Raw genomic sequence first — 24,770 nt, 5'->3', positions numbered from 1 at the left:
AGCGGGAGTGGAGGAATGGGACGAGGTTGAGGTTCCCAAGAACGTTAAGGACATCTTCATCGAGATGAAGAACACGGCCGAGCTCATGGTTGATTTGGCCTATTCGGCGGTTCTCTTCAAGGAGAAGGAGATGGCGGAAGAGGTTTTGGAGCTTGAGGAATACCTTGACATACTGAACTACAACCTCGCGGTGAGGGCCGTTTTGGCGGCGAGGAATATGAAAGAAGCGGAAAGGATAACGTCCATTCTCCAGATGGCCCGCTCCATAGACGATATCTCCGACGCGGCAGGGGATTTGGCGAAAATGGTCCTTGAGGAAAAGCTCCATCCGCTGATTACAGAAGTAATCCTGGAGAGCGAAGAAACCATAGGCAAAATCGTCGTTTCCCCCGAGTCTGTGCTGGTCGGCAAAACCCTTGAGGAGCTCGACCTCGCGACGAACACCGGGGTGAGGATAATCGCGATAAGGCGCGGAAAGAGGTGGATTTTCGACCCCGACGAGGACACCAAGATATTCCCCAACGATATCCTCATCGGCAGGGGGACGAGAACGGCCCTGGACTACCTGAAGGAGATAGCGAGGGGCAACATCAAGGTGATGCCCAATGAATGAGTTCGACGAGATTAGGAACTGCCTCGTCGAGATGAAGGATTTATCGGCCCTCATGATTGACCTGGCCTTTTCATCGGTCATGTACAACAGCGAGGACATAGCGGAGGAGGTCTATCTCTTAGAGGAGAAGATGGACGACCTGACACTGAAGGTCAAAAAGCTCGCCCTCCGCGCGGCTAAGAGGGAAGAAGACCCCGAAAGCCTGCTGAGCATAATAGACCTGGCGGACATCAACGAGCGCATAAGCGATGCCGCATACGGGATAGCGGACATAATCCTCCGCGACATCGAGCCCCACCCGATTATTCAGAAGATAATGGAGGACACCGAGGAGGAGCTGGGAAGGGTAACCGTCAGGCCCGGTTCGGTTCTCATCGGCAAGACCCTCGAACAGCTCAAGCTTCCGAGCAAGATAGGCACGAGGATTCTGGCAATAAAGCGCGGCGACAGGTACATCTACAACCCCGGAAGGAAGGACACGATTGAGGAAGGCGACGTCCTCATAGCGGTCAGCTCGGACATGGACAAGCTGAGAAAGCTGGCGGGCGAGGAAGTGGAAGAGGAGGAGTGACCTCTTTCATTCGAAAACTTTTTATTCTCTGCTGTAGTTTCTCTTGCAGTGGTCGCGGTGAAGCTGAGGACTCTGGCGGTAGTGCTGGGTGTTCTCCTCGCAACTGCGTATTCCCTCGCGTGGCTCCACGAGAGAACCTTAGTGCATCACGGAAGCTCCCGCGTTTTCTGGCTTGAGGGAGAGAACATAACCTCAAACGGCTCCAACCTCTCAAGCATCCTCGGGGACTTCAGGACACTGGGGTTCGTCGAAAGAGAAGTTAACGGCTCCGTCGGCATGAGACTCCGGTATATCCCCCGGGCGCTGTGGGCCACCGCAGGGCAGTGCAGTATTGAGGGGCCACTCCTGATAACGCTGTCCCCAAACCGGACAACTTCAATAGAGCACATCTCGGTAAGGGCCACCCTCGCCGGCGATGGATGGGCCGACGAAATCTGGCCCGATTTTGCAGACCCCAACCCTATCGTCATCCCTCCCAAATTCGAAGGAGGGCCGAGCTGTCCCGGCGAAAGCGACAAAAATCTGTGCGCCAGGTTCTGGGCGGTTAAGCCCCTCTGGGGCAGGGAAGTTGAGCTCTACCTCACACCTGACTTTACACTGCTCCAGAACGGTTCCACCTGCAACGGGAGCCTTCTATTTGAGTTCCGCGTTGAATACCTGGTGAGAACGGGCTTTTTCACGTCCAGGCGGGAAGCGATGGTTGTCAGGCTCCCAGTGAAGCTCCACATCTACAACCTTCCAGAGCCGACATCCAGGATAGTTGTGAGGTACAAAAACGAAACTACCGTATATCCTCGTCCCTAACGAGCCCCTTCGCGTAGGGACAGAGCTCCTTCAGCGGACAGCTTTCGCACTTCGGCCTTATCGGCTTGCATATGCTCCTCCCGTGGTCAACCATCGCGTGGTTCACGTAAATCCACTTGTCCCTCGGAATCAGCTCCATCAGGTACTCCTCAACCTTCTCCGGAGGAACCCTCGGCGGGGCCAGACCGAGGCGCTTGCTTATCCTGTTCACGTGAGTGTCAACGGGAATGGCCTGCCTTCCAAAGCCGTAAGCCAGAACGATGTTGGCGCACTTCCGGCCTATGCCCGGCAGTTTCATCAGCTCGTTGATGTCGTCAGGCACTCTGCCACCGTACTTCTCAAGGATTATCCGCGAGGCTTCCACAATCCACTCGCCCTTCGTCTTCCAGAGGCCGACACCCCTCTTCCTGAGGAACTCGCGCATCTCGTCAACCGGCGTGTTGGCTATTGTCTCGATGTCCCTGTATTTCTCAAAAAGCTCCTCCCAGACGCGATAAGTTACTTCGTCCCTCATGCGCTGGGAGATTATGCAGTGAACCAGCGTCCTGTAGGGGTCGCCGATTAGGAGCTTTTCCCTCGGATGGGTCTTCATGAGGATTTCAACGATTTTTTCGGCCCTTTTCCTCTTCTCCTCCCAGCTCTCCTCGAAGGTGAAGCCCTCAAGGCTCAACGACCGTGACTTCCCTGCCATGCACTACCACCACCTTTCCCTCGGCCACTCTAACCTTTTTCAGGTTCTCGAACTCTCTGCTATAAACCTTTTGCCCGCTCCAGTTGTAGATTCGAACCTCGCTCCCGAGGACGACGACGAGCCCCTTCGCAAAGGGAACGGCATCATTTACCTCCCTCTCGAACTCGAGCGTGAACTCCTCGACCTCCCCAGCGGAGAACTCGATTTTTGTGGCCTTGTCCACCTTCAGGGGGCTCGGCTCCGCTAAGAGAACCTTAAACGGCAGGGGCTTTCCAAGGAGTTCCACCTCGACGGTCTCTCCAGTCTTCAGCTCCCTGCCCCTGAGCTTCTCCCTCACTATATCCTCGAAACCGGCTGGAAGTTCAGCCTCGAAGAGAGGTTTTAAAACGGCCTTCATGGGACCACCAAAAAGGGATTGGGAGGTGAGGAAAAAAGGTTAGCGCCTCCGCGTGGTTAGCGGAAGGACTGCAAGGGCAAGGAGCAGAACTGCACCGGGTCCGCAGATTCCGCTGGACGTCTCTGGCGGCGAGGCCGTCGTCGGCCGCTGAACCTCGACGTGAACCCGCCTGCTGACTCCAAGGACGTGCTCATCGGGAATCCATGCCGGAGGCTTCTCGCCGAGCGTTCTAAGAATCGCGGCGAGCAGGGGATGGCTCTCCGTCTTCGGCTTCCTATCTGCGGTGATTTCCCAGACCATAACGCCCCCCAGGGTGCGGTTGAGGGCGTATTCCACCTTAATCGCTATGCTCTCGGGGTCGTCGTAGGTTATGAAAACGCCCCTGCAGTAGGCCCAGGGCACCTTTGAGGCGCTGCTCCAGTAGCGGGTGCACTTTCCGCTCGCTATCCTGCCGGCTATATCCCAGTAATCCATAACCCCATGCGTTTCCACAGCCGGCCCCCAGGTGCCGGAGGGAGTGCCGTTAAAGGGCTGGTAGAGACCATGATTGGTCGGCGGAACGTTGGCGAAGCTCCTGCCGTAGAAGGGAACTCCGAGGACGAGCTTCTCGCTGGGAACCCTCTTCAGGTACCAGCTTATCGTTTCATTGACGCTCCCGAGCCCGGGCCCGCTGGGGTCCCGGTAGAGGGGCGCGTTGAAGTAGGTGACGTTCAGCCAAGGCCCCGCGTAGTCGTAGGTCATGACGTCTATGAAATCAACGATTTTTGAAACCTCTCCCCAGTTCACCCGGGACGCTATGGTCGTGTCAGCCGGCGCGGCGACGGTCAGGAGGTAATGCTTCCACGTGCTCGCGTTGTCGAGGGCTTTCCTGAGGGTTTTGAGAAGGAGGACGAAGTTCTCTCCGTCATCGGGCCGGACGTGGTTCCCCTCCATGCCCCCTCCGCCGGGGTACTCCCAGTCGATGTCAACGCCGTCGAAGCCGTACTTTTTGAGTATCTCAACGACGCTCCCCGCAAAGTTCTCGCGCTTGATGGGGTCTGCGGCTATGTCGGAGAAGTACTTGCTCAGCGTCCATCCTCCAACGGAGACGAGGATTTTGACGGCTGGATATTTCTTTTTAAGCCTTTGAAGTGCCTCAAAGTTCATTGGGTCCGCGTACGGGTCGGCCCACGTGACGGTTCCGTTCGGCAGGGGCTTCAGGAAGGCGTAGAGCACGTGGGTGACGTTCTCGAAGGGTATGCTGTAGGGTGAGAACGCCCTCGCGTAGATGCCCCAGGAGATGTAGTAGACGACGATGCGGTACGGCTGGGGAGGTGTTTTCACTATTAAGACGTTGGAGGGCCTTCCAAGCTTGCCACCCTTGAAAACCGGCCGGATGAAGTAGTAGTAAGTCGTGTTTCCCCTTAAGGAGTCGTCAACGAAGTTGGTGGCCGGGATTATTGGACCGAGCCTCTCCCAGTCCCCGTCCCCTGGAGGGCTGGACGTGACGTGCTTGGCCCGCCAGAGGGAACCGTTGTACTCCACTATCTCACCGGTAAGGTAGGCCTCCCCGGGATTGAACTTGGAGTAGTTGCTCCAGTTCACGGTGATGAGAAGGCTCTCCGTTAGGTTGTCCATGGAGGTGCTCCGATAAACGCGATATGCTATTGCACCCTTAACCGGGCTCCAAGTGAGGTTTACGGCGTCCCAGCCTAGGATGTTCCCGTTGAGCTGAGGGATGTTGTTTGCAGAAGCCCTTCCAGGAAGAGCCGTCCCGATAGAACAGACAACGAGAAAAACAAGGGGAATAGAGAGGACGCGGTTCATAGAACCACCCCTGAAAAGGAAAGGGAAATCAGACGGGGACGGCGACAGCCTGCGCTGAGGCGCTGGAATCGTTAACAAAGGCGTTCATGAACTGGACGAAGACGTGGCTGTAGGCCCAGTCTGGGTCGCTCGTGCCCCTGTGGAGCGGCGAAACCTGCCCCTCAGGACCGGGATGGTCGCGGTCAACGCTCCAGAAGGCCAGCGCGCGTATCTTGTGTTCCACGGCCCAGTCAACGAGCTTCTGAGCGTCGCTTAGGGTGAAGACGCTGTGGTCGTCGTTTACACCAATCATCGGGGTGAGGCCAATCATTCCCCATATCTCCTCGTCGCTCTTGCTGGGATAGAGGCTCTTGAGCTGGCTGAAGAGGTGCTCGGCAACCTTTATGGCGTTGTCCGCGTTTGATGGCGTCCAGTAGTAGTCCATCGTCATGACGTTGACCCTGTCAATCTTCACCCCCTTCTGAACCATCGTCTGGATTATCGAATAGCCGTTGCCAACGAGGCCCGCTCCAGGGTCGCTTGGGAGGGTGAAGCTTATGCTGACGTTTCTCTCGCGCTGGACTATGAGCAGGGCATCGGCGAGGAGGTCGGCGTTCACGGAGGACTCTATGTCGAAGTCGAGGTAGGTGGCGTTGTACAGGTCAATAACCTGGAGGTACCAGTTCGCGAGCTGTTCGGCATTCTGGGCCTGCTGGCAGAGGTACGGTCCGACCGCACCGCCGAAGGCTATTATGACGTCACCGCCGGCTTCTCTGAGCTCCTTAACCTCGTTGAGATAGTAGTCGAGCGGCAGCTTCCCTCCCCAGCTCGGCCCGTTCTGAGCTGAGCCGTAGAGAACGAAGGCGAGGGTGAAGTAGGGCGTCCCCGTGAGGTTGTAGTACTCGACGAGGGGCCTGTGAACATCGGTGAGGGTCATGTCAATGTATGGCGCGAAGAAGTGCTCTGGAAGCCCCGACCCGGCAGGAACGTAAGCCGTGCCGTTATCGGGAACGGTCTGGTTCTCAGACGGGGTTGAGGGGCTCTCCGAGGTCGAGTTATCAGATGTAGTCTGATTCTCGGTGTTTTCTGAGGGAACGGAGCTTCCCTCGGGCCAGACGTCCCAAACCTGACCGTTCACCTCAAGGACCATCTGCTCAACGGGCTTGCTTCCGCTGGCTATGAATCCGAAGCTGGCGGTGGGGCCCTTGTTCCAGCTTACAGGGGTGAGCACAATCCATCCATTCTCCTCGGCCTTGTTGACGCTCCAAATGCTCGTTATCCTTGAGCCGTCTTTGAGCTTTACCCTGACGACCCAATCATACTGACCGCCCAAGTCCAAGGTCACGTCGTACTCCGTGCTTCCCCAGTCGGTAACCTTGACGCTTATCGCACCGGGCTTAACGAGGTCACCGGTCTGGTCCGCGGGAGTCTCAGAGCCTCCCGAGGTGGAGTCGTCCGGGGCAGTCTGGTTTGAGGAAGTGGTTTCGGTCTGGTTCGTTGGAGTTGTGTTTTGGGGCTCTTCCTGGACGGTCTGGTTGTCCGTGGTGGTTTGGTTGGATGAAGCGCCTCCGTCAGACTGGGTCTCGTTCACCGGAACTGCTTCGGTCTGGTTATCCTCCCTTGGAACCGGACCGAGTTCGGGCGTGAAGCTCAGCGGCGGCAGGTTGCTCTGGTCCGTGTAGAGGTTGAATATCCTGCTGAACTCGTAGTCCTCGATGTCGGGAAGGCTGGAGTGGTGGGGCGAAACGGCACCGCTTCCCGGGTGGTCTCTCGTCATTGACCACATGGAGAGCATTCCAACTCCAGTCTCATTGGCCCAGTCAAGGAGCTTCCAGGCGTCGCTCGGGTAGAAGACCTCACTGGTGACGTCGTTGACGCCAATCATCGGCGTTATGCTAATCATCTTCCAAATCTCGGCGTCGCTCTTGTTGGGGAACAGCTCCTTGAGCTGTTTAAAGGTGTTTTGAGCGGCTTGAATGGCGTAGTCGCCCATCTTGCCGTCAGGATTTGGAGCCGCCCAGTCGCCGTAGTCCATCGCCATTATGTCAACCCTGTCAATCCTGACGCCGTTCTGGATTGCGTTCTTCAGGAGGTCTATTCCCGGCTGGGTGAGGCCACTCGGGAGAACAGGGAGGGTAAAGCCTATGTGAACGTTCGGGTACTTCCGCTGAATTATGGCGAGAGCCTTGGCGCGCCTGTCGTTCTGGGCGGTGTCCTGCAGGTATGAGCCCTCAACGTCGAAGGTGAGCCACGTGGCGTTGTAGGTCTTGATGACCTCCTCAATGGCCTGGGCAAGCTCCTCGGGAGTTGAACACTTCTCCGCGAGGTACGGTCCGTTGGCACCGCCGAAGGCTATGAGGACGTCGCCACCCATCTGGCGGACCTTGTTGATTTCATCGACGTAGAAGCCGTCGCTTACCTTGTAGGCTCCAGCCCACGCCGGGGTGCAGGTGCCGTCGCTCGATGCTATGATGAACGCCAAGTTGAAGAACCTTACACCGGTCTTCTTCATCATCTCGCTTATCGAGGGCGTCGGCCAGAGGGTTATGTCAACGTAGGGCGAGAAGACCCTGTCCGGCCAGCTGACCTTCGCGGCGATTGCCACGTTGGAGTTGTCGGTTCCGCCGTCGGTGGTTTCTGAGGGCACGGAAGAAAGGGAAGAGAAGTCGGCCGGGACGGGCCCCTCTGGCCAGACGTCCCAGACGACGCCGTTGATTACGAGAACCATCGTGATGTTCTCAACGCTTCCCTGATAGGTGAACCCAAAGCTCGCAGTTGGTCCCCTGTTCCAGCTCTTGGGTGTGAACACTATCCAGGTTCCGTTCGTGCTCTTGTCCGCGCTCCAGTAGCTCGCGAGAGTTGCCCCTTCGAGTTTAACGTAGAGCTCCCAGTCGTATTGGCCGCCGAGGTTGAGAGTGATGTCGTACTCACCGCCAGTTCCCCAGTTGGTGTGCTTAACGCTGATTGTTCCCGGTTTGTAGAGGGTGACGTTCTCCGCGGGAGTGCCCGGAGTGCTTCCGGTTTCATTGCTCGGGGTCGTCCCAGTCTGGTTGTCCGGGACTCCGGTGTCGCCGGAGGTCGAGTTGTCGGGGACCGTCTGGTTGTCGGACGGAGCGGAGCCCTCGGAAGTTGAGTTATCGGGGGTGGTCTGGTTGACCGGGCTCTCATTGCCCGTGCTCGGGGTCGTCTCGTTGTAAACTGGCTCAGGAACGGTCAGGTTGGCGGGAACGCTGGAACCGATGTAGTATGTGTCGGGAATCCAGGCCGGCGGTTTTTCCTTCAGGTGCTCCAGGATTGTATCGAGGAGCGGGTGGTCGCTGGTTCCGGGCTTCCTGTCTGCGGTGATTTCCCAGACCATGACTCCGCCTATGCCGTTCTTGAGGGCGTAGTCCACCTTTATTCCGATGCTCTCGGGGTCGTCGTAGCTTATGAAGACCTTCTTGGTGGGCGAGTAGGCGTAGGGAACCATCGCAATCGGGTCCCAGTGGCGCTCGTACTCGCCGCTCGCTATCTTGTCGGCGATGTCCCAGTAGTCCATGACGCCGTAGGTCTCGGAGGCCGGACCCCACGTTCCGTCGGGGGTTCCGCTGAAGCTCTGGTAGAGGCCGTTGTTGGTCGGCGGGACGTTGGCGAAGCTCCTGCCGTAGAAGGGAAGTCCGAGGGTTATCTTGGTCTTATCCGGAACGTGGCTGATGTACCACTGTATTGACGCGTTCACGTTGAAGTTCCACTTGACGTTGGGGTCGGTGTAGGGGGCGTTCGGGTCGGCGTAGAGCGGGGCGTTGTGGCCGGTCACGTTCTCCCAGGCGCCGTGGTAGTCGTAGGTCATGACGTTTATCGAGTCGAGGTACTTGCTCGCCTCGGTCCAGTTGATGCGGGAAGCTTTGAGCGGGTCGGCCGGAACGGCGGCGGTTATGAGGTAATCTTTGTGGTCAACCTTCTCGGCCTGGTCAAAGACCTCCCTTATGGTCTTGAGCAGGAGCACGAAGTTCTTCCCGTCGTCGGGGCTTACGTAGTTGCTCTCAAGTCCCCCTCCGCCTGGGTACTCCCAGTCGATGTCAACGCCGTCCAAGTTGTACTTCCTTATTATCTCCAGCACGCTCTCGGCGAACCTCTGCCTCTTGGCCGGGTCGGCCGCAACCGGTGAGAAGTACTTGCTCAGAGTCCAGCCGCCGACAGAAACGAGAACCTTGACGGCCGGGTACTTCTCCTTGTACTTCTTAATCTCCTCCAGGTTGAGCGGGTCGGCGTAGGTGTCGTAGTAGGTAACCGTTCCGTCCTCCTTGAGGTCGAGGAAGGCGTAGTTGACGTGGGTAACCTTGTCCCAGGGAATGTCGCTCACGTAGAACTTCCTCGCGTAGCGCGCCCATGAGATGTAGTAGACAATGACGCGGTACGGCTCGTAGGGAGTTGTGACCTGAAGGATTCCAGAGGGGGTTCCCTTCGAGCCGTCGCTGAGAACCGGAACGACGGCGTAGAAGTAGGTCGTGTTGGCCTTGAGGTGGTACTGGTCGAGGTACTCCGTGGCCGGCGTTGCATCGCCTATAAGCTCCCAGGCATCCCCTCCGGGCGCGCTCTGGGTCCAGTACTTGGCGCGCCAGATTTTACCGTCGTACTCGACGATGTCGCCCTGAAGGTAAGTCTTCCCGGGCTCGTACTGGGGATAACTGCTCCAGTTGACGACGACAAGCAGGTTCTCGGGGCTGATTACGTTGGTCGGGTCGGTGGAGCGGTAGATTTCGTAGGCCTTGGCGTTCTCAACCGGCGTCCAGGTCAGGTTAACCACATCCCAGGCAACGGCACTGCCGCTCAGCTGGATTTGAGACGCGGAAACAAGGCCGAAGAAAGGCACTACCGCGGGCACCACCGCGAACAGCATAACAGCCACAACGGCCATGCTCAAAAACTGTCTCCGATTCAAATGTGGTCACCTCCGCATGGGTGCTCATTATTTATCAATAACGTCCATCTTATAAATTTCCCGGTTTTTGTAATCTTGTCAAAACTTGGAAATTTTCTTAGATTTGTGGACATAACCTCAACGGGTTGAAGGCAAAATCGCTCAATGAGAAAAGTTCCCAATGACCTCATGAAGGATGAACCACAATGCTTTTAAACAACATATCATCCGATATGTCGAAATTAAACATGTCCAAAAAATGAATATCTGGAGGTCGAGGCCATGGAGAAAGGCAAACCCGAGAACACACCGGACTGGAAGGAGTACTACGAGAGGATGAAGGAAACCGCCCCGCTCGTGATACACTACCCAATCTGCGGCGGAGGGGAGGAATGCATCTTCGTGTGTCCGTTCAGCGATAAAATCTGGGAAGTCGTCCCGATGAAGGTTAGCCTCTTCGGCTTCAAGTACAAGGTAAGGCTCAGGCCATTCATGGCCAATCCGGAAAACTGCAAGAAGTGCTACATCTGCGTTCAGGCCTGCCCAACGGGAGCGCTGAGGCCCGTCGAGAAGCCCGTAAGGCATCCAGCCCCCGTTCTGCTCTACAACACCCTAAAACTGCCCTTCAAGAAGAAGTACGGCGTCAAGTTTGTGTTCCGGAAGGAGCATGCCGAGAAGTTCAAGAAGAACAACTGAAAGCTTTTAAACCAACATGTCGAACGATATATCGGTGAATTATATGGAGCGGCCGAACTTCAGGGGTCAGCTCAAGCTCCTAATCCTTAAGATGCTCGACGAGAAGCCGATGCACGGCTACGGGATAATGGCCGAACTGGAGAGCCGATACGGCGTCCCCCACCCCAGCCCCGGAACCGTTTATCCAATTCTCGCATCGCTTAAGAGAGCCGGGCTAATCGAGACCGTCGGCTCGGGTAAGAGGGAGAAGAAGCTCTACCGAACCACTGAAAGGGGAAGGGAATACCTGCGGGAGCACGAGGAGGAGCTCAGAAGCGTTCTTGAGCTAACCGAGAGGTTCATCGAGTTCAGGAAAATAGGCGGGGTCGAGCTTGCCCGCGCCCTAAAAGACGTCTTCAACTCGATTAACGAACTGAGCGAGGAGCAGAAGAAGACCCTTGCCGAGGAGTTCATGGACTTCACCAAGAGGGTCAGGCTGATTCTCCTCGGGGAAACAAAAGGTCAGGAAAAGAGCTCGTAGCTTATCCTGAAGGCCTCAAGAACGGGAAGCTTTTCCCCTGCGAAGAAGCTGAGCATCGCCCCACCGCCGGTCGAGACGTGGCTTATGCCCGTTATGCCGTAGCGGTAGATGCTCGCTATCGAGTGGCCACCGCCTACGACGCTGAAAGCAGGACTCTCGGCTATCGCCCTGAAGACGCCGACGGTTCCGACTGCAAACTCCTCTCTTTCGAAGACGCCCATCGGGCCGTTGGCAACTATGATTTTCGCCTTCTGGAGAATCTCACGGTACTTCTCCACCGTCCGGGAGCCTATGTCAAGGATTGGGTAGCTGTCGAAGAGCCACTTCTCGTCGCTCAGCAGGTCAACCTCAACGCGCTCTCCGTCGCGGTCAACGGCGAAGTCAACCGGGGTTCTCACGTAGGGGTAGAACTCGTCGAGTATTCTCTCGGCCCAGTCAACAAGCTCGAGGAGGCCCTTCTTTTCCATGAACTCAAGGTTGGCGTCGCCGAGGTTGAAGCCCTTCGCGAGGGTAAAGACGTGGCCGACGAGACCGCCGGTGAGTATTAAGTCGGCCTTACCCTTTCTCAGGACGTTTTCCGCCACCCTGAGCGAGTCGTCAACCTTCGCACCGCCGAGCACGTAAACCCTCGGCCTCTCGTCGCTCTCGTAGGCCCTGCTGAGGGCGTCTATCTCCTTTTCCATCAGGTGACCCATCACCATAGGCTTCAGCCGGGCGAAGCCAACTAAGGATGGCTGACTCCTGTGTGCCGCGGCGAAGGCGTCGTTGACGACGTAGTCTATGAGCGGGGCGAGCTTTCTCACGAAGAAGGTTTTCTCGCACTCCTCAAGGGGCCTGTAGAAGACCTCCTCTGCCGAGAAGCGGAGGTTTTCAAGCATGAGAACTTCTCCGGGTTTCATGGCCCTTATTCTATCCCTCGCGAGCTTCCCAAAGATGTCCTCGACGTACTCAACGTTCACCCCGAGAAGCTCGCCGAGGATTTGGGCGTGCTGCTCCGTCGTTATGTAGTCGCCCTTGTAGGGCCTGCTCTGGTGGGTTCCTATTACGACCTTCGCCCCGTCTTCAACGAGGTGCTTCACCGTCGGTAGAACCGCTCTAAAGCGCGCATCGCTTGTAATCCGTCCGTTCTCGACCGGGGAGTTCAAGTCCACCCTCAGAAACACCGTTTTGCCGTGAAAGTTGAAGTCGGTGAGCCTGAACATTGCATCACCGGGAAAATGTTAAATATGGCCATTAATAAAGCTTATTTGGACACTCCCAGTGAATAATGGGGCTCAAGTAAGTTCTTAAGGGGAAAGTAGTATCTCCTTTCGGAAGGTGAACGGTATGACCTGGACGGCTGAACTCGTGAGAAAACTCCCCCGTGAGACGCTCATCAGCTACATCATCGAGGTCCTCGGGAGGATGGGGTTCAAGAACTACGAGCGCGTCAGCGACCGAAGCAAATGGGGAATAGACATCGTGGCAATCAGAGACGACCCCATAGCGGGGATGGAAAAGCTAATCATAAAAGTTCACACGGACTCCCTTGCCTCTGCCAAGGACATCAACGTCTTCGGCGACCTTCTTGACAAGTACAAAGCCGACAGGGGAATCCTGGTGGCCCCGATAGGCTTTACGAAGGACGCGAGGAGCACCGTCGCCAAGGAGTACCGCGGGAGAATCGTTATGTGGGATGCCGACAAGCTCGCCGTCACATTCTCAAACTACGGCCTAGAGGCTCCGAAGATTGAGGAGGAAAAGGAGGAAGAAGAGGAGAAAAGCCCCCTCGAAGAGTTCGAGCTCGACGCGCCCCTTCTCTACGAGTTCTCGCCCGAGGAGATAACAAGGCTCATAGCAAAGAAGGCGAGCACCGAGTACCCCGTCAAGCCCGCCGAGCTGAGGATAAAATCAATGAAGGTCGTTCTCACGAGCGCTTACATACTCTCCTGGAGCGTTGACGAGAAAAACGAACGCGATAAAGCCGTCGTGTTCTCGAAGGAGAACGTGGTTCCGAAGGCCCTCTCAAGCGAACTCGCCACCCCGGTTAAGAAGGCCCTCCTCAACGACAGCTCCACGATAAAGGCCACCGAGAGGGAAATAATAAACCAGATAAGCCCCAGCGAGTCCGTGATAATCCTCAAAGAGAGGCTCGCGAAGGAGCTCGGCGTTACAGAGGGACAGGTCAGGATACAGGACCGAAAGAAGGTGTACATCCCGGAGAGCGTTGAAGTCGAGCTCCAGGTCGGGGAGAACGAGGGGAAGGCGAGGGTCAACCCCGTCACCGGTGAAGTGGAGTTCGAGATGAAGCCCCTGCCGGAGGAGTTCTTTGAGGAGAAGGTAAGAAAAATAGTGGAAAATCGCATTGGCGAGAGTCCTGAAACGATGGAGCTCACCAGGGAGGGCTGGAAGGTAAAGGTAACCGGAAAAACAAAGCGCTTTACCTTCGAGTTCAAGTTCAACGCCTACACCGGAAAAATATTGATAGCAGAGACTGTTTTAACAGACGAAGCGCTGAAAGAACTTCTCACAAGGACGTATCCTGAAGGCGAAATCCTGAGCCTTGAGAAGGGCAAGAAGGTGGCCGTCGCCGACGTCAAGCTCAGGGACGGGATAGCGGTCGTTGAGGTCAACCTCGAGAACGGAAGCCTGAAGGAAGTCAGAAAGCTCCCCTCACCTGAGGAGGCCCTCGACAACGCAAGGAGGGTCATCGAGGAGAACTTCCCGCTGAGAAACCTTGAGATGAAGGGAAGCAGGGTCATAGAGCACAAGTTCCTTGAACTCGAACTTGAGGGCGAAGGTGGAAAGGCCCTCGTAAAGGTTGACGGCGCGACGAGGGACGTTCTTGACTACATCGTCGAGATAACCCCCGAGAAGGCGAAGGAGCTCGTTAAGGAAAGGTACCCGGACTTCAAGGTAAGGGACGTTGAGGAGAAGGAGGCTTCCTACCTCGTCACCGCAGAGAACGAAAGACACGCGATAAAGGTTAAGGTCAGCAAGGACGGCAAGCTGATAGAGGAAACCGACCGCGTTCTGCTCGAGGACGTTGCGAGGGAAATAGCGGTTGAGAAGGTTAAGCAAATCGACGAGACGGCGGAGCTCAAGTCGTTAAAGCTTGAAAACGACTGGGTTGCAGAGTTCCAGGGCGGAACGAAGGTCGGAAAGCTAATCCTCGACAGGAAGACCGGCGAGGTCAAGGAGGAAGACGTCCGCTTCACAGAGGTTGCCCTCGAGAACAGCTTCCACGAGCACATACGGAAGATTTACGGCGAAACCGAGCTGAGAACAGAGAGGCTGACCCACTACAAGGAGCAGAACTACATCCACATAAAGGTCGCGGGCAAAGACCACCTCTACTACGCGAGGATTGACACGAGAACCGGGAAGATAATAAGCGAAGACAGGGCCCCGGCGAGGGGCCTGACCGCGAAGCTTAAACAGCTCCAGCTGGAGAGCAAGTACAAGTGATTAGGTCATCAGCATGTTCTCTATCATCTTTATTGCTTCCACTATCTTCTTCTCGGGCTTGTCCTCGTTGCGCGGTATCTCGAGGTTTATTACCAGCCTCTCCTCCTTGCCGTCGTCGAAGTCGTAAATCTCAAGCTCCTCAACCTCAACGTCCTCAAAGATGCTCTCAAGCTCTGGGCTGAGGATTTTGCCCTCGTTGCCGTAGACTTCCACGCGAACAACGTCGTCGGTGGTTGAAGCCACCACGACAATCTCGTAGGGGCCGACCTTCTTGACGAAGCGGAGGACGCTTCCGTAGCCCTCGACTGCCTCTTTGAAGCCGAGCTGGAGCATCGTCGAGCGTATCGCCTCGGTCTTGCTCCTAATCCTGTTGAGTATCCTCTCGCGGAGCTTGTAGCTCTCCTCAAGGGCCTTCTTTATGCCCTCTCCCGCTTTTTCAACGGGCCCCTCCCATATGCCGATAACCTTTATACCAGATGAGGTCGGCTTGAGCTCAATCTTGAGGGAATCAACGTCAAAGTCTCTCAAATCATCAATCTTAAGCTCGCCGAGGGTGAGTATGTCGAACTCAATCCTCACGACGTTTCCGAAGGCCTTGCCTTTGAACTTCACCCCCATCACCAAGGGACGCTCAAAGCTACGGTTTAAAAACCCTTCCATGCCGGTCGGGTGAAAGCTATCTCTTCCGAAGGTTTTTCGAGAAAAATCGGAAAAACGGCGGGATTTGGAAAGGTCATCTCAGGCCAGATTTCCAAAAAACAAGGGCCAACACAGACAGAAGCAGAACGGCTCCGGGACCGCAGATTTCCCGGTTTTCTCCCCCCGCCGTGGACGTTTCCGAAAGGGCTGAGGGAGTGCAGTTAAGGCCGGGGCCAACCTTCGGCGGAACCGGAAGGAGTGTGCCGTTGACGGAACGGAACAGGGGGTAGAACCTTCCGTTCACCCATACTGCGAAGGGAACGTGGGGAAGGACCTTTGAAATTTTCCCGTTCAGGATTATAACCGTGTGGTTGTTCGAAAAACCCAGGAATCCCGCTGGATAGCTCACCGTGAGGTTCCCCACCTTCACGGAAGTCCACTCAATGGGAACTTTCGGCACTTCAACGGGACTCACGTTGGAGTCGTTGAGACAGGCGGGATTAAAAGTCGCGTTCTCAACGCTACCGTTCCAGAGGTGGAGCTTAAACCTCCAGAGGCCATCTTCAAACTTCACCACCGGCTCTTCTGGATAGGCGCCGAGGAAGTACGGCCCGCTGGAGGAGACGTAGAAGAGATAGCTGGAAACCATGTCGGGAACGAGGGTGCAGTTGAGCGGATTTCCCGGACACATTCCCGGACTGAGAACCTCGTAATCGACCACGAGGATAACGCCTTCTCCTCCCCTGTAAACGTCCTCCACCTGAATCGCCGTGATGGGGAACTTAACGCTGGCGCTTCTGCAGACCGTCACGTTGACTGTTTTAACATCACTCGGGAACCAGAAGCCCTGAACGAGCATTTCGGGGTTTCTCGTGGTGTTCAGATAGAGGAGCGTTATCCTCCTCGTTGTACCGTCCCGTTTGAGGGTGAAGTAAGCCGGGAATGTGCTGGAGTTTGGAACCGTAATCGGCACAGAAAACCCTTTGCTCGCGTTTTCACTCAGGGCAATCCAGAGGTCGCTCACGTTCGCGTAACCCCACTCGCCGGGGCCGATGGACTGAAGTTCAATCCGCCAGCCGTCTATCGAATCGCTGACGTTTCCCCTCGGGAGCCCAAACCACTCCACGTCGGCGGGTTTGATGCAGAAGTCCTGGAAGTCGAGGCGATAAATCCTATCAACCAGCGTCAAGCAGGCCGGTGGATAGTACTCGGTCCAGACGTACCAGCTCCCGTTGAAGAAAGTAACCCCCCTGTAGGATACCCTCCACGTTGGAAGGCCCAGGGCGGGCGTGAAGTTGAGGAGGTAGAGCTGAGAACCGTTGAAGTAGAGCAGGTAATCGTGGTCGGAGTAGACCTCGGGCCAGCAATCGACCATGCCGCAGGTGATTCCCCACTGGAGGACGTCCAGATGGATTAGGGCGTCGGTTCCGTTCGAGAGAACTGAGTACTTCACCTCGTAGACGGGGCCGGGTGACCTAACTTGATACGCCGAGACGGGAACCGCGAGCAGCAGGAGCGCAATGAGTGGAATCGCCTTCCGCATTCTCCCATCTCCCCTCGTATTGGAAGGATAGATTAACACAGAGTGGTCCAGAGGAGTGGTAATCAACCATCGAGTTGCAGTTAGTGGCAGGACTTAAAAACGTTGCTGGGGGATAAGCGCGTTTAACACTAATGGTTGGAACATTGTATAGGCGGTTCAGCGCAGAATAGAAAGAGACCAAAAGGAAAGGAAATCAGAATATCAACGGCGCCCGGTACTCGCCCCAGACCTCGCGAAGGACGTCGGTGACCTCGCCGAGGGTCGCGAGGTGCCTGTGGGCCTCGATGATGTAGGGCATGAGGTTCTCGTCGTCGGTTTCGGCCGCGTTCCTGAGCTTGTCGAGAGCTTCTTCAACCTTCTTGTTGTCCCTCTCGGAGCGGAGCTTCTTTAGGCGCTCAATCTGCTTCTCGCGGATGCTCGGGTCAACCTTGAGTATCTCGACCTCGAGGGGTTCATCCGTCTGGAACTTGTTGACGCCGACGATTATCCTCTTCCCTTCTTCGATTTCCTTCTGGTACTTGTAGGCGGCATCGGCAATCTCCTTCTGGATGTAACCGCGCTCTATGGCCCTCATCATTCCGCCCATCTTCTGAATCTTCTCGATGTACTTCAGGGCCTCCTCGTAGATGTGGTCGGTGAGCCACTCGATGTAGTAGGCACCTCCGAGCGGGTCAACGGTGTCAACGACACCGCTCTCGTAGGCGATAATCTGCTGGGTCCTCAGGGCAATCCTTACGCTCTTCTCGGTCGGGAGCGAGAGGGCCTCGTCGTAGGAGTTGGTGTGCAAGCTCTGGGTTCCGCCGAGAACCGCCGCGAGGGCCTGAATGGCAACGCGGACGATGTTGTTCTCGGGCTGTTGAGCCGTAAGGGTTGAACCTGCGGTCTGGGTGTGGAAGCGGAGCATCATGGAGCGCGGGTTCTTGGCGTTGAACCACTCCTTCATGATGTATGCCCAGAGCCTCCTCGCGGCCCTGAACTTGGCAATCTCCTCGAGGAAGTTGTTGTGAGCGTTGAAGAAGAAGCTCAGCCTTCCGGCGAACTTGTCAACGTCCATACCGCGCTCGATGACGGCCTTGACGTACTCTATACCGTCGGCCAGGGTGAAGGCAACCTCCTGGACCGCGTTGGCTCCGGCCTCTCTTATGTGGTAACCACTTATGCTTATCGAGTTCCACTTCGGTATGTTCTCGGCGCAGTACATTATGATGTCCGTTGTAAGGCGCATGCTCGGCTGGGGCGGGAAGATGTAGGTTCCCCTCGCTATGTACTCCTTCAGGATGTCGTTCTGAACCGTTCCGCGGAGCTTCTCCTGGGGAACGTCCTGCTCCTCGGCAACCAGAATGTACATCGCGAGTAAATTAGCGGCGGTCGAGTTAATCGTCATGCTCGTTGAAACCTTGTCGAGCGGAATGCCGTCGAAGAGAATCCTCATGTCCCAGAGCGAATCAATGGCAACGCCGACCTTTCCGACCTCGCCTTCCGCCATCGGGTGGTCGGAATCGTAGCCGAGCTGGGTCGGCAGGTCGAAGGCGACGCTCAAACCGGTCTGCCCCTGCTCGAGGAGGTACTTGTAGCGCTTGTTGCTCTCCTCGGCGGTGGCGTAGCCCGCGTACTGCCTCATCGTCCAGAATCTGCCACGGTACATCGTTGCGTAGACACCGCGCGTGAAGGGATACTCGCCGGGGAATCCGAGCTTCTCAAGGTAGTCCCAGTCCTCGCCGAGGTCAGCGGGAGTGTAGAGCCTCTTAATCTCGAAACCGTCATCGGTCATGAACTTCTCCTTTCTCTCCGGCGCCTTCTGGAGGAACTTTTCAACAGTGGTCTCCTCCCAGCGCTTCTCCTCCTCGCGAATCTTGGCGAGCTTCTCCTTATCGAAGGTCATATCAACCACCGCTTAGGGTAGGGTGGGGAACTATAAAAACCTTTTACATAGCGAAAGGAAGCATTTGGCATTGGATAAAAAGTCCATCAGTCCGGAAACTCCCCTTTGACGAGGAGGAGCCACGTGGCGGAGAGCAGGCCGGCGGAGGCGACTGCAAAGGCCACCGCAGTCTTCCAGGGCGTTCCGGCCACGCTCAAGCTTTCAAAGCCTGCCTTCAACATCACGAGGGCCTGGTAGCCGAGGGTCAGCCTCTCGGGGTGCTCGAAGTAGGGAACCTGCGGAAGGAGGAACTGGCCGAGGAAGAGTATCCCGAACGTGGCGAGGGTTGCGTAGAGGGGCCTCCTGACGAGGACCGCCAAAAACATCGAGAGCGCCCCAAGAAAGGCCAGAATTACGGCGGTCGAAGCGAGAACCGCCCCAAAGTCAACGGCGAGGGCCTTAACCCCGGCCAAACCCGCGCGGTAGGGAAGGGGAGCGTAGAGCCAGATTACTGCGTAAGGAACTCCAAAGAGCACGAGGAGTGCAGATAAACCCGCGAGGAACTTTCCGGCAAGGAACTCGCCGATTCCGATGGGCCTCGCGAGGATTAGCCTTATCGTGCCCCTGTCAATCTCTCCGGCGAGGAGGTCGCTCATTATTATGACCGCTATGAGCTGGCCGATTATCCCAAGCCAGTAGTTTGGAAGCAGGTCGGCGAAGAGGGCCTCAAAGCCCCTCCTAAGCGGTTCAACTCCCATCCCGCTCGCGTTGGGGCTGAGCAGGTAGATTACCGCCGGGAAGATTGTGACGAGGAAGAGTAGCTTGAACTTCCGCGAGCGGATTAGCCTTAGAAACTCGGTCTCGAAAACCGGCGTCATTCCTCCCACCCCGCGTTGAAGCGCTTCATGAGGATTCTCTCCAGCGGACTCGTGTGGGGCTTGAAGAGCTTCAGCGCGAGGCCGTTCTCACCTATAAACCGCGGAACCTCCGTGAAGAACCTCTCCGCGAAGCGCTCGTCGAGGCGAACCCGCAGGATTCCCTCTTCCTCCCAGACCTCGCGCACGTAAACCTTGTCGCGCAGGAACTCCATCAGCCGGGCGTTGTCCGAGACGACCACGTCGTAGTCGTTGCTCTCGAACCTCGTCAGGTCTTTGACGCGCCCCTGCTCTATCATCTGGCCGTCCTTGATTATGCCCACGTAGTTGCACGTCCTCTCGATTTCGCTGACTATGTGGCTCGACAGGAAGACCGTCTTTCCAGCCTTCGCCAGCTCGAGGACCTTTCCGACGAACTCTATTCGACCGATGGGGTCGAGGTTGCTGGTCGGCTCGTCGAGGATGAGCAGTTCGGGGTCGCCGATTAGGGCGGACGCGAAGGAAACCCTCTGCCTCTGCCCGCTCGAGAGCTCCCTCACCCTGTTGAAGGCGAGCCTTCCGACGCCGGTGTAGGCCATCAGCTCCCTCGCCCGCGCCCTCGCTTCCTCCCGTCCGAGGCCGGAGAGCCTGCCCATATAAACCAGAAACTCGAAAACAGTCATGTCCTCGTATGCCAAGGGCTTCTCGGGCATGTAGCCGACCTTCCTCATGATTTCAACCCTCTCGCGGGGCATCTCAAGGTCTAAAATCTTAATCTCACCGTAGGTCGGCTTCAGCGCGCCGGTGAGCATCTTGATTGTCGTCGTCTTTCCTGCCCCGTTCGGCCCGAGAAAGCCGTAAACGACCCCCTTCGGAACCCTGAGGTCGAGGTTGTAGACGACGTTGCGCTTTCCGAAGAACTTTGTGAGCTTGTGGGTCTCAATGGCGTAGTCGGCCATCTTAACACCTAAATTGAAATCGAAGCGATGCTAATAAGCTTTGTGCCGGCACATGTACAAAAACGGAGAGAATGGTTGGCGCTCTGACGGAAACTTTCCCAACGCCCCACAGTCGTTTGAACATTTTACAAAGATTGCGCCAAAAGACTAATATTTTTCGAACTTTATTCGAATTCTCGAAAACTTTGCGGAGGTGGTGGCGTGCAGACCGTGGCAAGGAGGGCCAGCTCCAAGTGGGTCACGGGGCTGAGGCCCCGGCTGGAGGAAGCCTTTTCGCGCGGGGCCTTCGAGGGGACCCTCTTTGGCAAGGCCGAGCTCAGGGGGCTCGACATGCTGGAGGTCGTTGAGGTAAAGCTCGTCCCAGGAAAGCCCGAGGGGCCGTCCTTCGAGGTCTCGGGTAGAATCGTGACCTTCAAGTTCCCCGTGGAGAAGGGGGAGAGCCTTGACGACGTCTACTACCCCCTGATGGGCATGCTCAACAGGGTCTAAAGCTTTAAGCTCCCTCCCCAAGTTTTTCTGATGCTCGTCAAAGGTATCGGCCTCGACAGCTCGGCAAAGCTGGCCTTCCAGAGCCACGCCCACAGCGACCACTTCGTCAGCGGGGAGGTTATCTTCGCGACCAGGGCGACGAAGTTCCTCAGCCACCTCCGCAAGGGCGGGTTCTACCGCGAGGTCAGCTTCGGGAAGAGGTTCTACATCGGCGACGTTAAGGCGAAGCTCTATCCAGCCGGCCACATGCTCGGTTCGGCCGGAATAAAGCTCTGGCTCGATACCGGAACGCTCTTCTACACCGGCGACACCAAGTGGTTCAAGCTGAGAACGGCAGAGAAGAGTCGCTTCCCGAGGGCGGACTTTCTGATAATCGAGGCCACCTTCGGCGTTCCGGCCTTCACGTTCCCCTCGCCGAGGGAAGCTGAAAAGAAGCTAATCGCCTTCGTCGAGGAAGCCATTGACAGGGGAAAGAGGCCCGTTCTCTACGTGAACCAGACCGGGAAGGCGCAGGAAGTTATGAAGATACTCGACGTCCACGGGATAACTGTAAAGCCCTCGCGCGAGATGCTGAAGGTTGCCTGGGTTTACTCCAAGTTCGGGGTTCGCTTTGGCAACATCGAGAGGAATGGAGAGGTAATCCTCCGCTCCTACCGCTCGCCGAGGGTCGAGAACTCTTTGAGTCCCTGGGAGCTTACCGTTTCCGGCTTCGGGAGGCTGAGGCTCAGCAACCACGCCGACTTCTGGGAGTTGGTGAGGATAGTGGAAAGGGTGAAGCCTGAGAGAATCTTCACCGTCTACGGCTTTGCCAGGGAGTTCGCGGGAATCCTCCGGGGGCTCGGCTACGATGCCGAACCCGTGGAAAGAACATCAGAGCTCACAGTTTAACTAACCTCATGGAACTAAAATCGAAAAGTTTATAAAGGGTTGACTTTTTAGTAACTATCGGTAACCAAAATAAAGACCGTCGGGAGGTGATGCCCGATGGTCTGGAGGAGGGACCGCTACTGGGACCCGTTTGACATAATGAGGGAAATCCAGGAGGAGATTGACGCCATATTCCGCGACTTCATGAGGGGCCCAAGGCTCTGGAGCTACCGCGAGCCGGAGCGCATTGAAATCAGCGAGACCTGGAGAGAGCCCTTCGTGGACATCTTTGACAGGGGAGACAGGTTCGTTATCACCGTCGAGCTTCCGGGAGTCAGGAAGGAGGACATCAAGCTCAGGGTTACCGAGGACACCGTCTACATCGAGGCCCAGATAAGGCGCGAGAAGGAGCTCGAGGAGGAGGGCGCGATAAGAATCGAGCGCTACTACACCGGCTACAGGAGGGTCATCAGGCTTCCGGAGGAGGTCATTCCCGAGAAGGCGAAGGCCCGCTACAACAACGGCGTCCTCGAAATCGAGCTCCCCAAGAAGGCCCCGAAGAAGCCCGAGGGCGAGGGTGTCGAGATTAAGATTGAGTGAAATTGGCTCTTTCGTTGTTTTTCATTTGAAGGGGCTCCGCCCCCAGGTAAAATAAAGCCCGTCACAATCATCGCTCACAAAACGGAGGTGGTGTATATGAGTGAGAGGAAGGAAATCAAGCTTAAGGTCGCGTCCGCTTATCAGAGGGACGTTGGTAGGGGAATCGTTAGGATTGACAGGAAGGCCATGCGCGAGCTCAACGTCCAGCCCGGCGACATAGTCGAGATTATCGGAACCAAGAACACCGCAGCGGTCGTCTGGCCCGCTTACCCGGAGGACGAGGGACTCAACATCATCAGAATGGACGGAACAATCAGGAAGAACGCCGGCGTCGGACTCGGCGACGAGGTTACGGTCAGAAAGGCCGACGTTAAGGAGGCAAAGAAGGTCATCGTTGCTCCAACCGAGCCGATTAGGTTTGGAAGAGACTTCGTCGAGTGGCTCCACAGCAGACTCGTCGGCAGGCCCGTCGTCAGGGGCGACTACATAAAGATAGGAATCCTCGGCCAGGAGCTCACCTTCGTCGTCACCGCGACGACTCCGGCCGGAATAGTCCAGATAACCGAGTTCACCGACTTCCAGGTCAGCGAGAAGCCCGTCAAGGAGGTCGCCAAGACCGCAACGCTCGGCGTTACCTACGAGGACATCGGTGGCCTGAAGGACGTCATCCAGAAGGTCAGGGAGATGATTGAGCTCCCGCTCAAGCACCCGGAGATATTTGAGAAGCTCGGCATCGAGCCGCCGAAGGGTGTCCTGCTCTACGGTCCGCCGGGAACGGGTAAGACCCTCCTCGCGAAGGCCGTCGCCAACGAGGCAAACGCCCACTTCATAGCCATCAACGGCCCCGAAATAATGAGCAAGTACTACGGTGAGAGCGAGGAGCGCCTCAGGGAGGTCTTCAAGGAGGCCGAGGAGAACGCACCGGCGATAATCTTCATCGACGAAATTGACAGCATTGCCCCGAAGAGGGAAGAGACCCACGGCGAGGTCGAGAAGAGGGTTGTTTCACAGCTCCTGACGCTGATGGACGGTCTGAAGAGCAGGGGCAAGGTCATAGTCATAGGTGCCACCAACAGACCGGATGCAATAGACCCGGCCCTCAGGAGGCCAGGAAGGTTTGACAGGGAGATTGAGGTCGGCGTTCCGGACAAGCAGGGCAGGAAGGAGATACTCCAGATACACACCAGGGGAATGCCCATCGAGCCCGACTTCAGGAGGGACAGGGTGATAGAGATACTTGAGAAGCTCCGCGGTGACGAGAGGTTCAGGGACGTTATAGACAGAGCCATAGAGAAGGTCGAGAAGGCGAAGGACGAGGAGGAGATAAAGAGAGCCCTCAGGGAGCTCGACGAGAGGCTCTACGACGAGGTCAAGGCGAGGCTCATCGACGCGCTCCTCGAGGAGCTGGCCGAGGTCACCCACGGCTTCGTTGGAGCGGACCTCGCGGCTCTGGCGAGAGAGGCGGCGATGGCCGCGCTCAGGAGGCTCATCAAGGAGGGCAAGATTGACTTCGAGGCCGAGCACATACCCAGAGAAGTCCTCGAAGAGCTCAAGGTCACCAGGAAGGACTTCTACGAGGCGCTCAAGATGGTCGAGCCTTCAGCACTCAGGGAGGTCCTCCTCGAGGTTCCGAACGTCCGCTGGGACGACATTGGAGGTCTCGAGGACGTCAAGCAGGAGCTCAGAGAGGCGGTAGAATGGCCCCTCAAGTACCCGGAGGCCTTCCAGGGACTTGGAATCACCCCGCCGAAGGGAATCCTGCTCTACGGTCCGCCGGGAACCGGTAAGACTCTCCTCGCCAAGGCTGTAGCGAACGAGAGCGAGGCCAACTTCATCGCCATCAAGGGTCCAGAGGTGCTCAGCAAGTGGGTCGGCGAGAGCGAGAAGAACATCAGGGAGATATTCAGGAAGGCTCGCCAGGCGGCTCCGACGGTGATATTCATCGACGAGATTGACGCAATAGCACCCCGCCGCGGTACGGACGTCAACCGCGTAACCGACAGGCTTATCAACCAGCTCCTCACCGAGATGGACGGAATCCAGGAGAACAGCGGTGTCGTCGTCATCGGTGCCACCAACAGGCCCGACATCATTGACCCGGCCCTGCTCAGGCCAGGAAGGTTCGACAGGCTGATACTCGTGCCAGCGCCGGACGAGAAGGCCAGGCTGGAGATATTCAAGGTGCACACTAGGAAGGTCCCGCTCGCGGAGGACGTGAACCTCGAGGAGCTCGCCAAGAGAACCGAGGGTTACACCGGTGCCGACATAGAGGCCGTCGTCAGAGAGGCCGCGATGCTCGCCATGAGGAGGGCGCTCCAGGAAGGCATCATCAAGCCCGGCATGAAGGCCGACGAAATCAGGAGGAAGGTCAAGGTCACCATGAAGGACTTCGAGGAGGCACTGAAGAAGATTGGGCCGAGCGTCAGCAAGGAGACTATGGAGTACTACAGGAAGATACAGGAGCAGTTCAAGCAGTCGCGCGGTTGACCGCGTGCTCCCTCAAATTTTTAACTTCTTCCGCCTAACCTCTGAGG

20 protein-coding genes are annotated in these 24,770 nt (G+C 56.7%); 10 read left to right on the top strand and 10 right to left on the bottom strand.

The features are described 5' to 3' along the window. Window positions 1–7: 7 nt before the first annotated feature. The 3 genes from E3E30_RS00550 to E3E30_RS00540 are packed head-to-tail and all read left to right on the top strand — an operon-like array spanning window position 8 to window position 1,988. Window positions 8–613, top strand: coding sequence for a TrkA C-terminal domain-containing protein (locus E3E30_RS00550; RefSeq protein WP_042690728.1), 606 nt, complete (start codon window positions 8–10; stop codon window positions 611–613). Continuing rightward, window positions 606–1,184, top strand: coding sequence for a potassium channel family protein (locus E3E30_RS00545; RefSeq protein ID WP_167728093.1), 579 nt, complete (start codon window positions 606–608; stop codon window positions 1,182–1,184). The genes E3E30_RS00550 and E3E30_RS00545 overlap by 8 nt, the downstream gene beginning before the upstream one ends. 48 nt (window positions 1,185–1,232) lie before the next feature. Continuing rightward, the gene (locus E3E30_RS00540) at window positions 1,233–1,988 is read left to right on the top strand and encodes a hypothetical protein (RefSeq protein WP_167728092.1); all 756 of its coding nucleotides are present in this window, start codon (window positions 1,233–1,235) and stop codon (window positions 1,986–1,988) included. On the opposite strand, the gene nth is transcribed toward E3E30_RS00540, so the two are convergent. Genes nth through E3E30_RS11280 form a run of 4 tightly spaced genes read right to left on the bottom strand, consistent with a single transcriptional unit; the run spans window position 1,966 to window position 9,725 of the window. Then, window positions 1,966–2,679 carry an endonuclease III gene (gene nth / locus E3E30_RS00535; RefSeq protein WP_042690733.1) on the bottom strand — a complete coding sequence of 238 codons (714 nt, stop codon included), beginning with the start codon at window positions 2,677–2,679 and terminating at the stop codon, window positions 1,966–1,968. The two genes, E3E30_RS00540 and nth, sit on opposite strands and share 23 nt — an antisense overlap. Further along, complete coding sequence (locus tag E3E30_RS00530; RefSeq protein ID WP_167728091.1) at window positions 2,648–3,076, bottom strand: ATPase; 429 nt, start codon at window positions 3,074–3,076, stop codon at window positions 2,648–2,650. Before E3E30_RS00530 ends, nth begins: the two co-directional genes overlap by 32 nt. A gap of 39 nt (window positions 3,077–3,115) precedes the next feature. Next, complete coding sequence (locus E3E30_RS00525; protein ID WP_167728090.1) at window positions 3,116–4,882, bottom strand: glycosyl hydrolase family 18 protein; 1,767 nt, start codon at window positions 4,880–4,882, stop codon at window positions 3,116–3,118. A gap of 28 nt (window positions 4,883–4,910) precedes the next feature. Next, window positions 4,911–9,725 (bottom strand): glycosyl hydrolase family 18 protein, encoded by a 4,815-nt coding sequence (locus E3E30_RS11280; RefSeq protein ID WP_346765882.1) that lies wholly within the window; start codon window positions 9,723–9,725, stop codon window positions 4,911–4,913. A gap of 318 nt (window positions 9,726–10,043) precedes the next feature. Here E3E30_RS11280 and E3E30_RS00515 point away from each other — a divergent pair, with 318 nt between their 5' ends. Both E3E30_RS00515 and E3E30_RS00510 read left to right on the top strand, forming a co-directional pair. Then, window positions 10,044–10,457, top strand: coding sequence for a ferredoxin family protein (locus E3E30_RS00515; protein WP_167728089.1), 414 nt, complete (start codon window positions 10,044–10,046; stop codon window positions 10,455–10,457). Between the two features lie 43 nt (window positions 10,458–10,500). After that, on the top strand, window positions 10,501–10,977 hold the full coding sequence (locus E3E30_RS00510) for a PadR family transcriptional regulator (protein WP_042690736.1): 477 nt from the start codon (window positions 10,501–10,503) through the stop codon (window positions 10,975–10,977). Here the strand turns inward: E3E30_RS00510 and E3E30_RS00505 are convergent. Next, window positions 10,959–12,179 (bottom strand): phosphoglycerate kinase, encoded by a 1,221-nt coding sequence (locus E3E30_RS00505; protein ID WP_167728088.1) that lies wholly within the window; start codon window positions 12,177–12,179, stop codon window positions 10,959–10,961. The two genes, E3E30_RS00510 and E3E30_RS00505, sit on opposite strands and share 19 nt — an antisense overlap. A 124-nt stretch (window positions 12,180–12,303) precedes the next feature. Between E3E30_RS00505 and E3E30_RS00500 the strand changes: the two genes are divergently transcribed. Continuing rightward, window positions 12,304–14,424, top strand: a complete 2,121-nt coding sequence (locus tag E3E30_RS00500) for a restriction endonuclease (RefSeq protein WP_167728834.1) — start codon at window positions 12,304–12,306, stop codon at window positions 14,422–14,424. Here the strand turns inward: E3E30_RS00500 and E3E30_RS00495 are convergent, their stop codons facing one another. The 5 genes from E3E30_RS00495 to E3E30_RS00475 form a co-directional block, all read right to left on the bottom strand. Next, window positions 14,425–15,036 carry a hypothetical protein gene (locus E3E30_RS00495; protein ID WP_167728833.1) on the bottom strand — a complete coding sequence of 204 codons (612 nt, stop codon included), beginning with the start codon at window positions 15,034–15,036 and terminating at the stop codon, window positions 14,425–14,427. It lies immediately after the preceding gene. A gap of 121 nt (window positions 15,037–15,157) precedes the next feature. Then, entirely contained in the window at window positions 15,158–16,606 is a 1,449-nt protein-coding gene (locus E3E30_RS00490) for a CGP-CTERM sorting domain-containing protein (protein ID WP_167728087.1), read from the bottom strand. Between the two features lie 193 nt (window positions 16,607–16,799). Then, window positions 16,800–18,488, bottom strand: coding sequence for a methylmalonyl-CoA mutase family protein (locus E3E30_RS00485; protein ID WP_167728832.1), 1,689 nt, complete (start codon window positions 18,486–18,488; stop codon window positions 16,800–16,802). 86 nt (window positions 18,489–18,574) lie between these two features. Continuing rightward, complete coding sequence (locus E3E30_RS00480) at window positions 18,575–19,345, bottom strand: ABC transporter permease (protein WP_167728086.1); 771 nt, start codon at window positions 19,343–19,345, stop codon at window positions 18,575–18,577. Then, window positions 19,342–20,280 carry an ABC transporter ATP-binding protein gene (locus E3E30_RS00475; protein ID WP_167728085.1) on the bottom strand — a complete coding sequence of 313 codons (939 nt, stop codon included), beginning with the start codon at window positions 20,278–20,280 and terminating at the stop codon, window positions 19,342–19,344. Before E3E30_RS00475 ends, E3E30_RS00480 begins: the two co-directional genes overlap by 4 nt. Window positions 20,281–20,481: 201 nt before the next feature. Here E3E30_RS00475 and E3E30_RS00470 point away from each other — a divergent pair, with 201 nt between their 5' ends. The 4 genes from E3E30_RS00470 (at window position 20,482) to E3E30_RS00455 (ending at window position 24,723) form a co-directional block, all read left to right on the top strand. Beyond that, the gene (locus tag E3E30_RS00470) at window positions 20,482–20,769 is read left to right on the top strand and encodes a hypothetical protein (RefSeq protein ID WP_167728084.1); all 288 of its coding nucleotides are present in this window, start codon (window positions 20,482–20,484) and stop codon (window positions 20,767–20,769) included. Window positions 20,770–20,799: 30 nt separating this feature from the next. Next, window positions 20,800–21,657 (top strand): MBL fold metallo-hydrolase, encoded by an 858-nt coding sequence (locus tag E3E30_RS00465; RefSeq protein WP_167728083.1) that lies wholly within the window; start codon window positions 20,800–20,802, stop codon window positions 21,655–21,657. Between the two features lie 96 nt (window positions 21,658–21,753). Continuing rightward, window positions 21,754–22,236 (top strand): Hsp20/alpha crystallin family protein, encoded by a 483-nt coding sequence (locus E3E30_RS00460; RefSeq protein ID WP_042690750.1) that lies wholly within the window; start codon window positions 21,754–21,756, stop codon window positions 22,234–22,236. 96 nt (window positions 22,237–22,332) lie between these two features. Continuing rightward, window positions 22,333–24,723, top strand: coding sequence for a CDC48 family AAA ATPase (locus E3E30_RS00455; protein WP_042690752.1), 2,391 nt, complete (start codon window positions 22,333–22,335; stop codon window positions 24,721–24,723). Window positions 24,724–24,770 lie beyond the last annotated feature (47 nt).

Source organism: Thermococcus sp. 9N3 (assembly GCF_012027685.1).
Classification (GTDB): domain Archaea; phylum Methanobacteriota_B; class Thermococci; order Thermococcales; family Thermococcaceae; genus Thermococcus; species Thermococcus nautili.
The sequence above is the reverse complement of the archived record's forward strand: the minus strand, read 5'-3'. Positions and strand labels throughout refer to the sequence as shown.

Coding starts and splice junctions, on each gene's coding strand:
- E3E30_RS00500 (WP_167728834.1), top strand. CDS start 12,304: ATGACCTGGACGGCTGAACTCGTGAGAAAACTCCCCCGTGAGACGCTC.
- E3E30_RS00525 (WP_167728090.1), bottom strand. CDS start 4,882: ATGAACCGCGTCCTCTCTATTCCCCTTGTTTTTCTCGTTGTCTGTTCT.
- E3E30_RS00455 (WP_042690752.1), top strand. CDS start 22,333: ATGAGTGAGAGGAAGGAAATCAAGCTTAAGGTCGCGTCCGCTTATCAG.
- nth (WP_042690733.1), bottom strand. CDS start 2,679: ATGGCAGGGAAGTCACGGTCGTTGAGCCTTGAGGGCTTCACCTTCGAG.
- E3E30_RS00465 (WP_167728083.1), top strand. CDS start 20,800: ATGCTCGTCAAAGGTATCGGCCTCGACAGCTCGGCAAAGCTGGCCTTC.
- E3E30_RS00530 (WP_167728091.1), bottom strand. CDS start 3,076: ATGAAGGCCGTTTTAAAACCTCTCTTCGAGGCTGAACTTCCAGCCGGT.
- E3E30_RS00475 (WP_167728085.1), bottom strand. CDS start 20,280: ATGGCCGACTACGCCATTGAGACCCACAAGCTCACAAAGTTCTTCGGA.
- E3E30_RS00460 (WP_042690750.1), top strand. CDS start 21,754: ATGGTCTGGAGGAGGGACCGCTACTGGGACCCGTTTGACATAATGAGG.
- E3E30_RS00515 (WP_167728089.1), top strand. CDS start 10,044: ATGGAGAAAGGCAAACCCGAGAACACACCGGACTGGAAGGAGTACTAC.
- E3E30_RS00545 (WP_167728093.1), top strand. CDS start 606: ATGAATGAGTTCGACGAGATTAGGAACTGCCTCGTCGAGATGAAGGAT.
- E3E30_RS00485 (WP_167728832.1), bottom strand. CDS start 18,488: ATGACCTTCGATAAGGAGAAGCTCGCCAAGATTCGCGAGGAGGAGAAG.
- E3E30_RS00510 (WP_042690736.1), top strand. CDS start 10,501: ATGGAGCGGCCGAACTTCAGGGGTCAGCTCAAGCTCCTAATCCTTAAG.
- E3E30_RS00505 (WP_167728088.1), bottom strand. CDS start 12,179: ATGTTCAGGCTCACCGACTTCAACTTTCACGGCAAAACGGTGTTTCTG.
- E3E30_RS00490 (WP_167728087.1), bottom strand. CDS start 16,606: ATGCGGAAGGCGATTCCACTCATTGCGCTCCTGCTGCTCGCGGTTCCC.
- E3E30_RS00480 (WP_167728086.1), bottom strand. CDS start 19,345: ATGACGCCGGTTTTCGAGACCGAGTTTCTAAGGCTAATCCGCTCGCGG.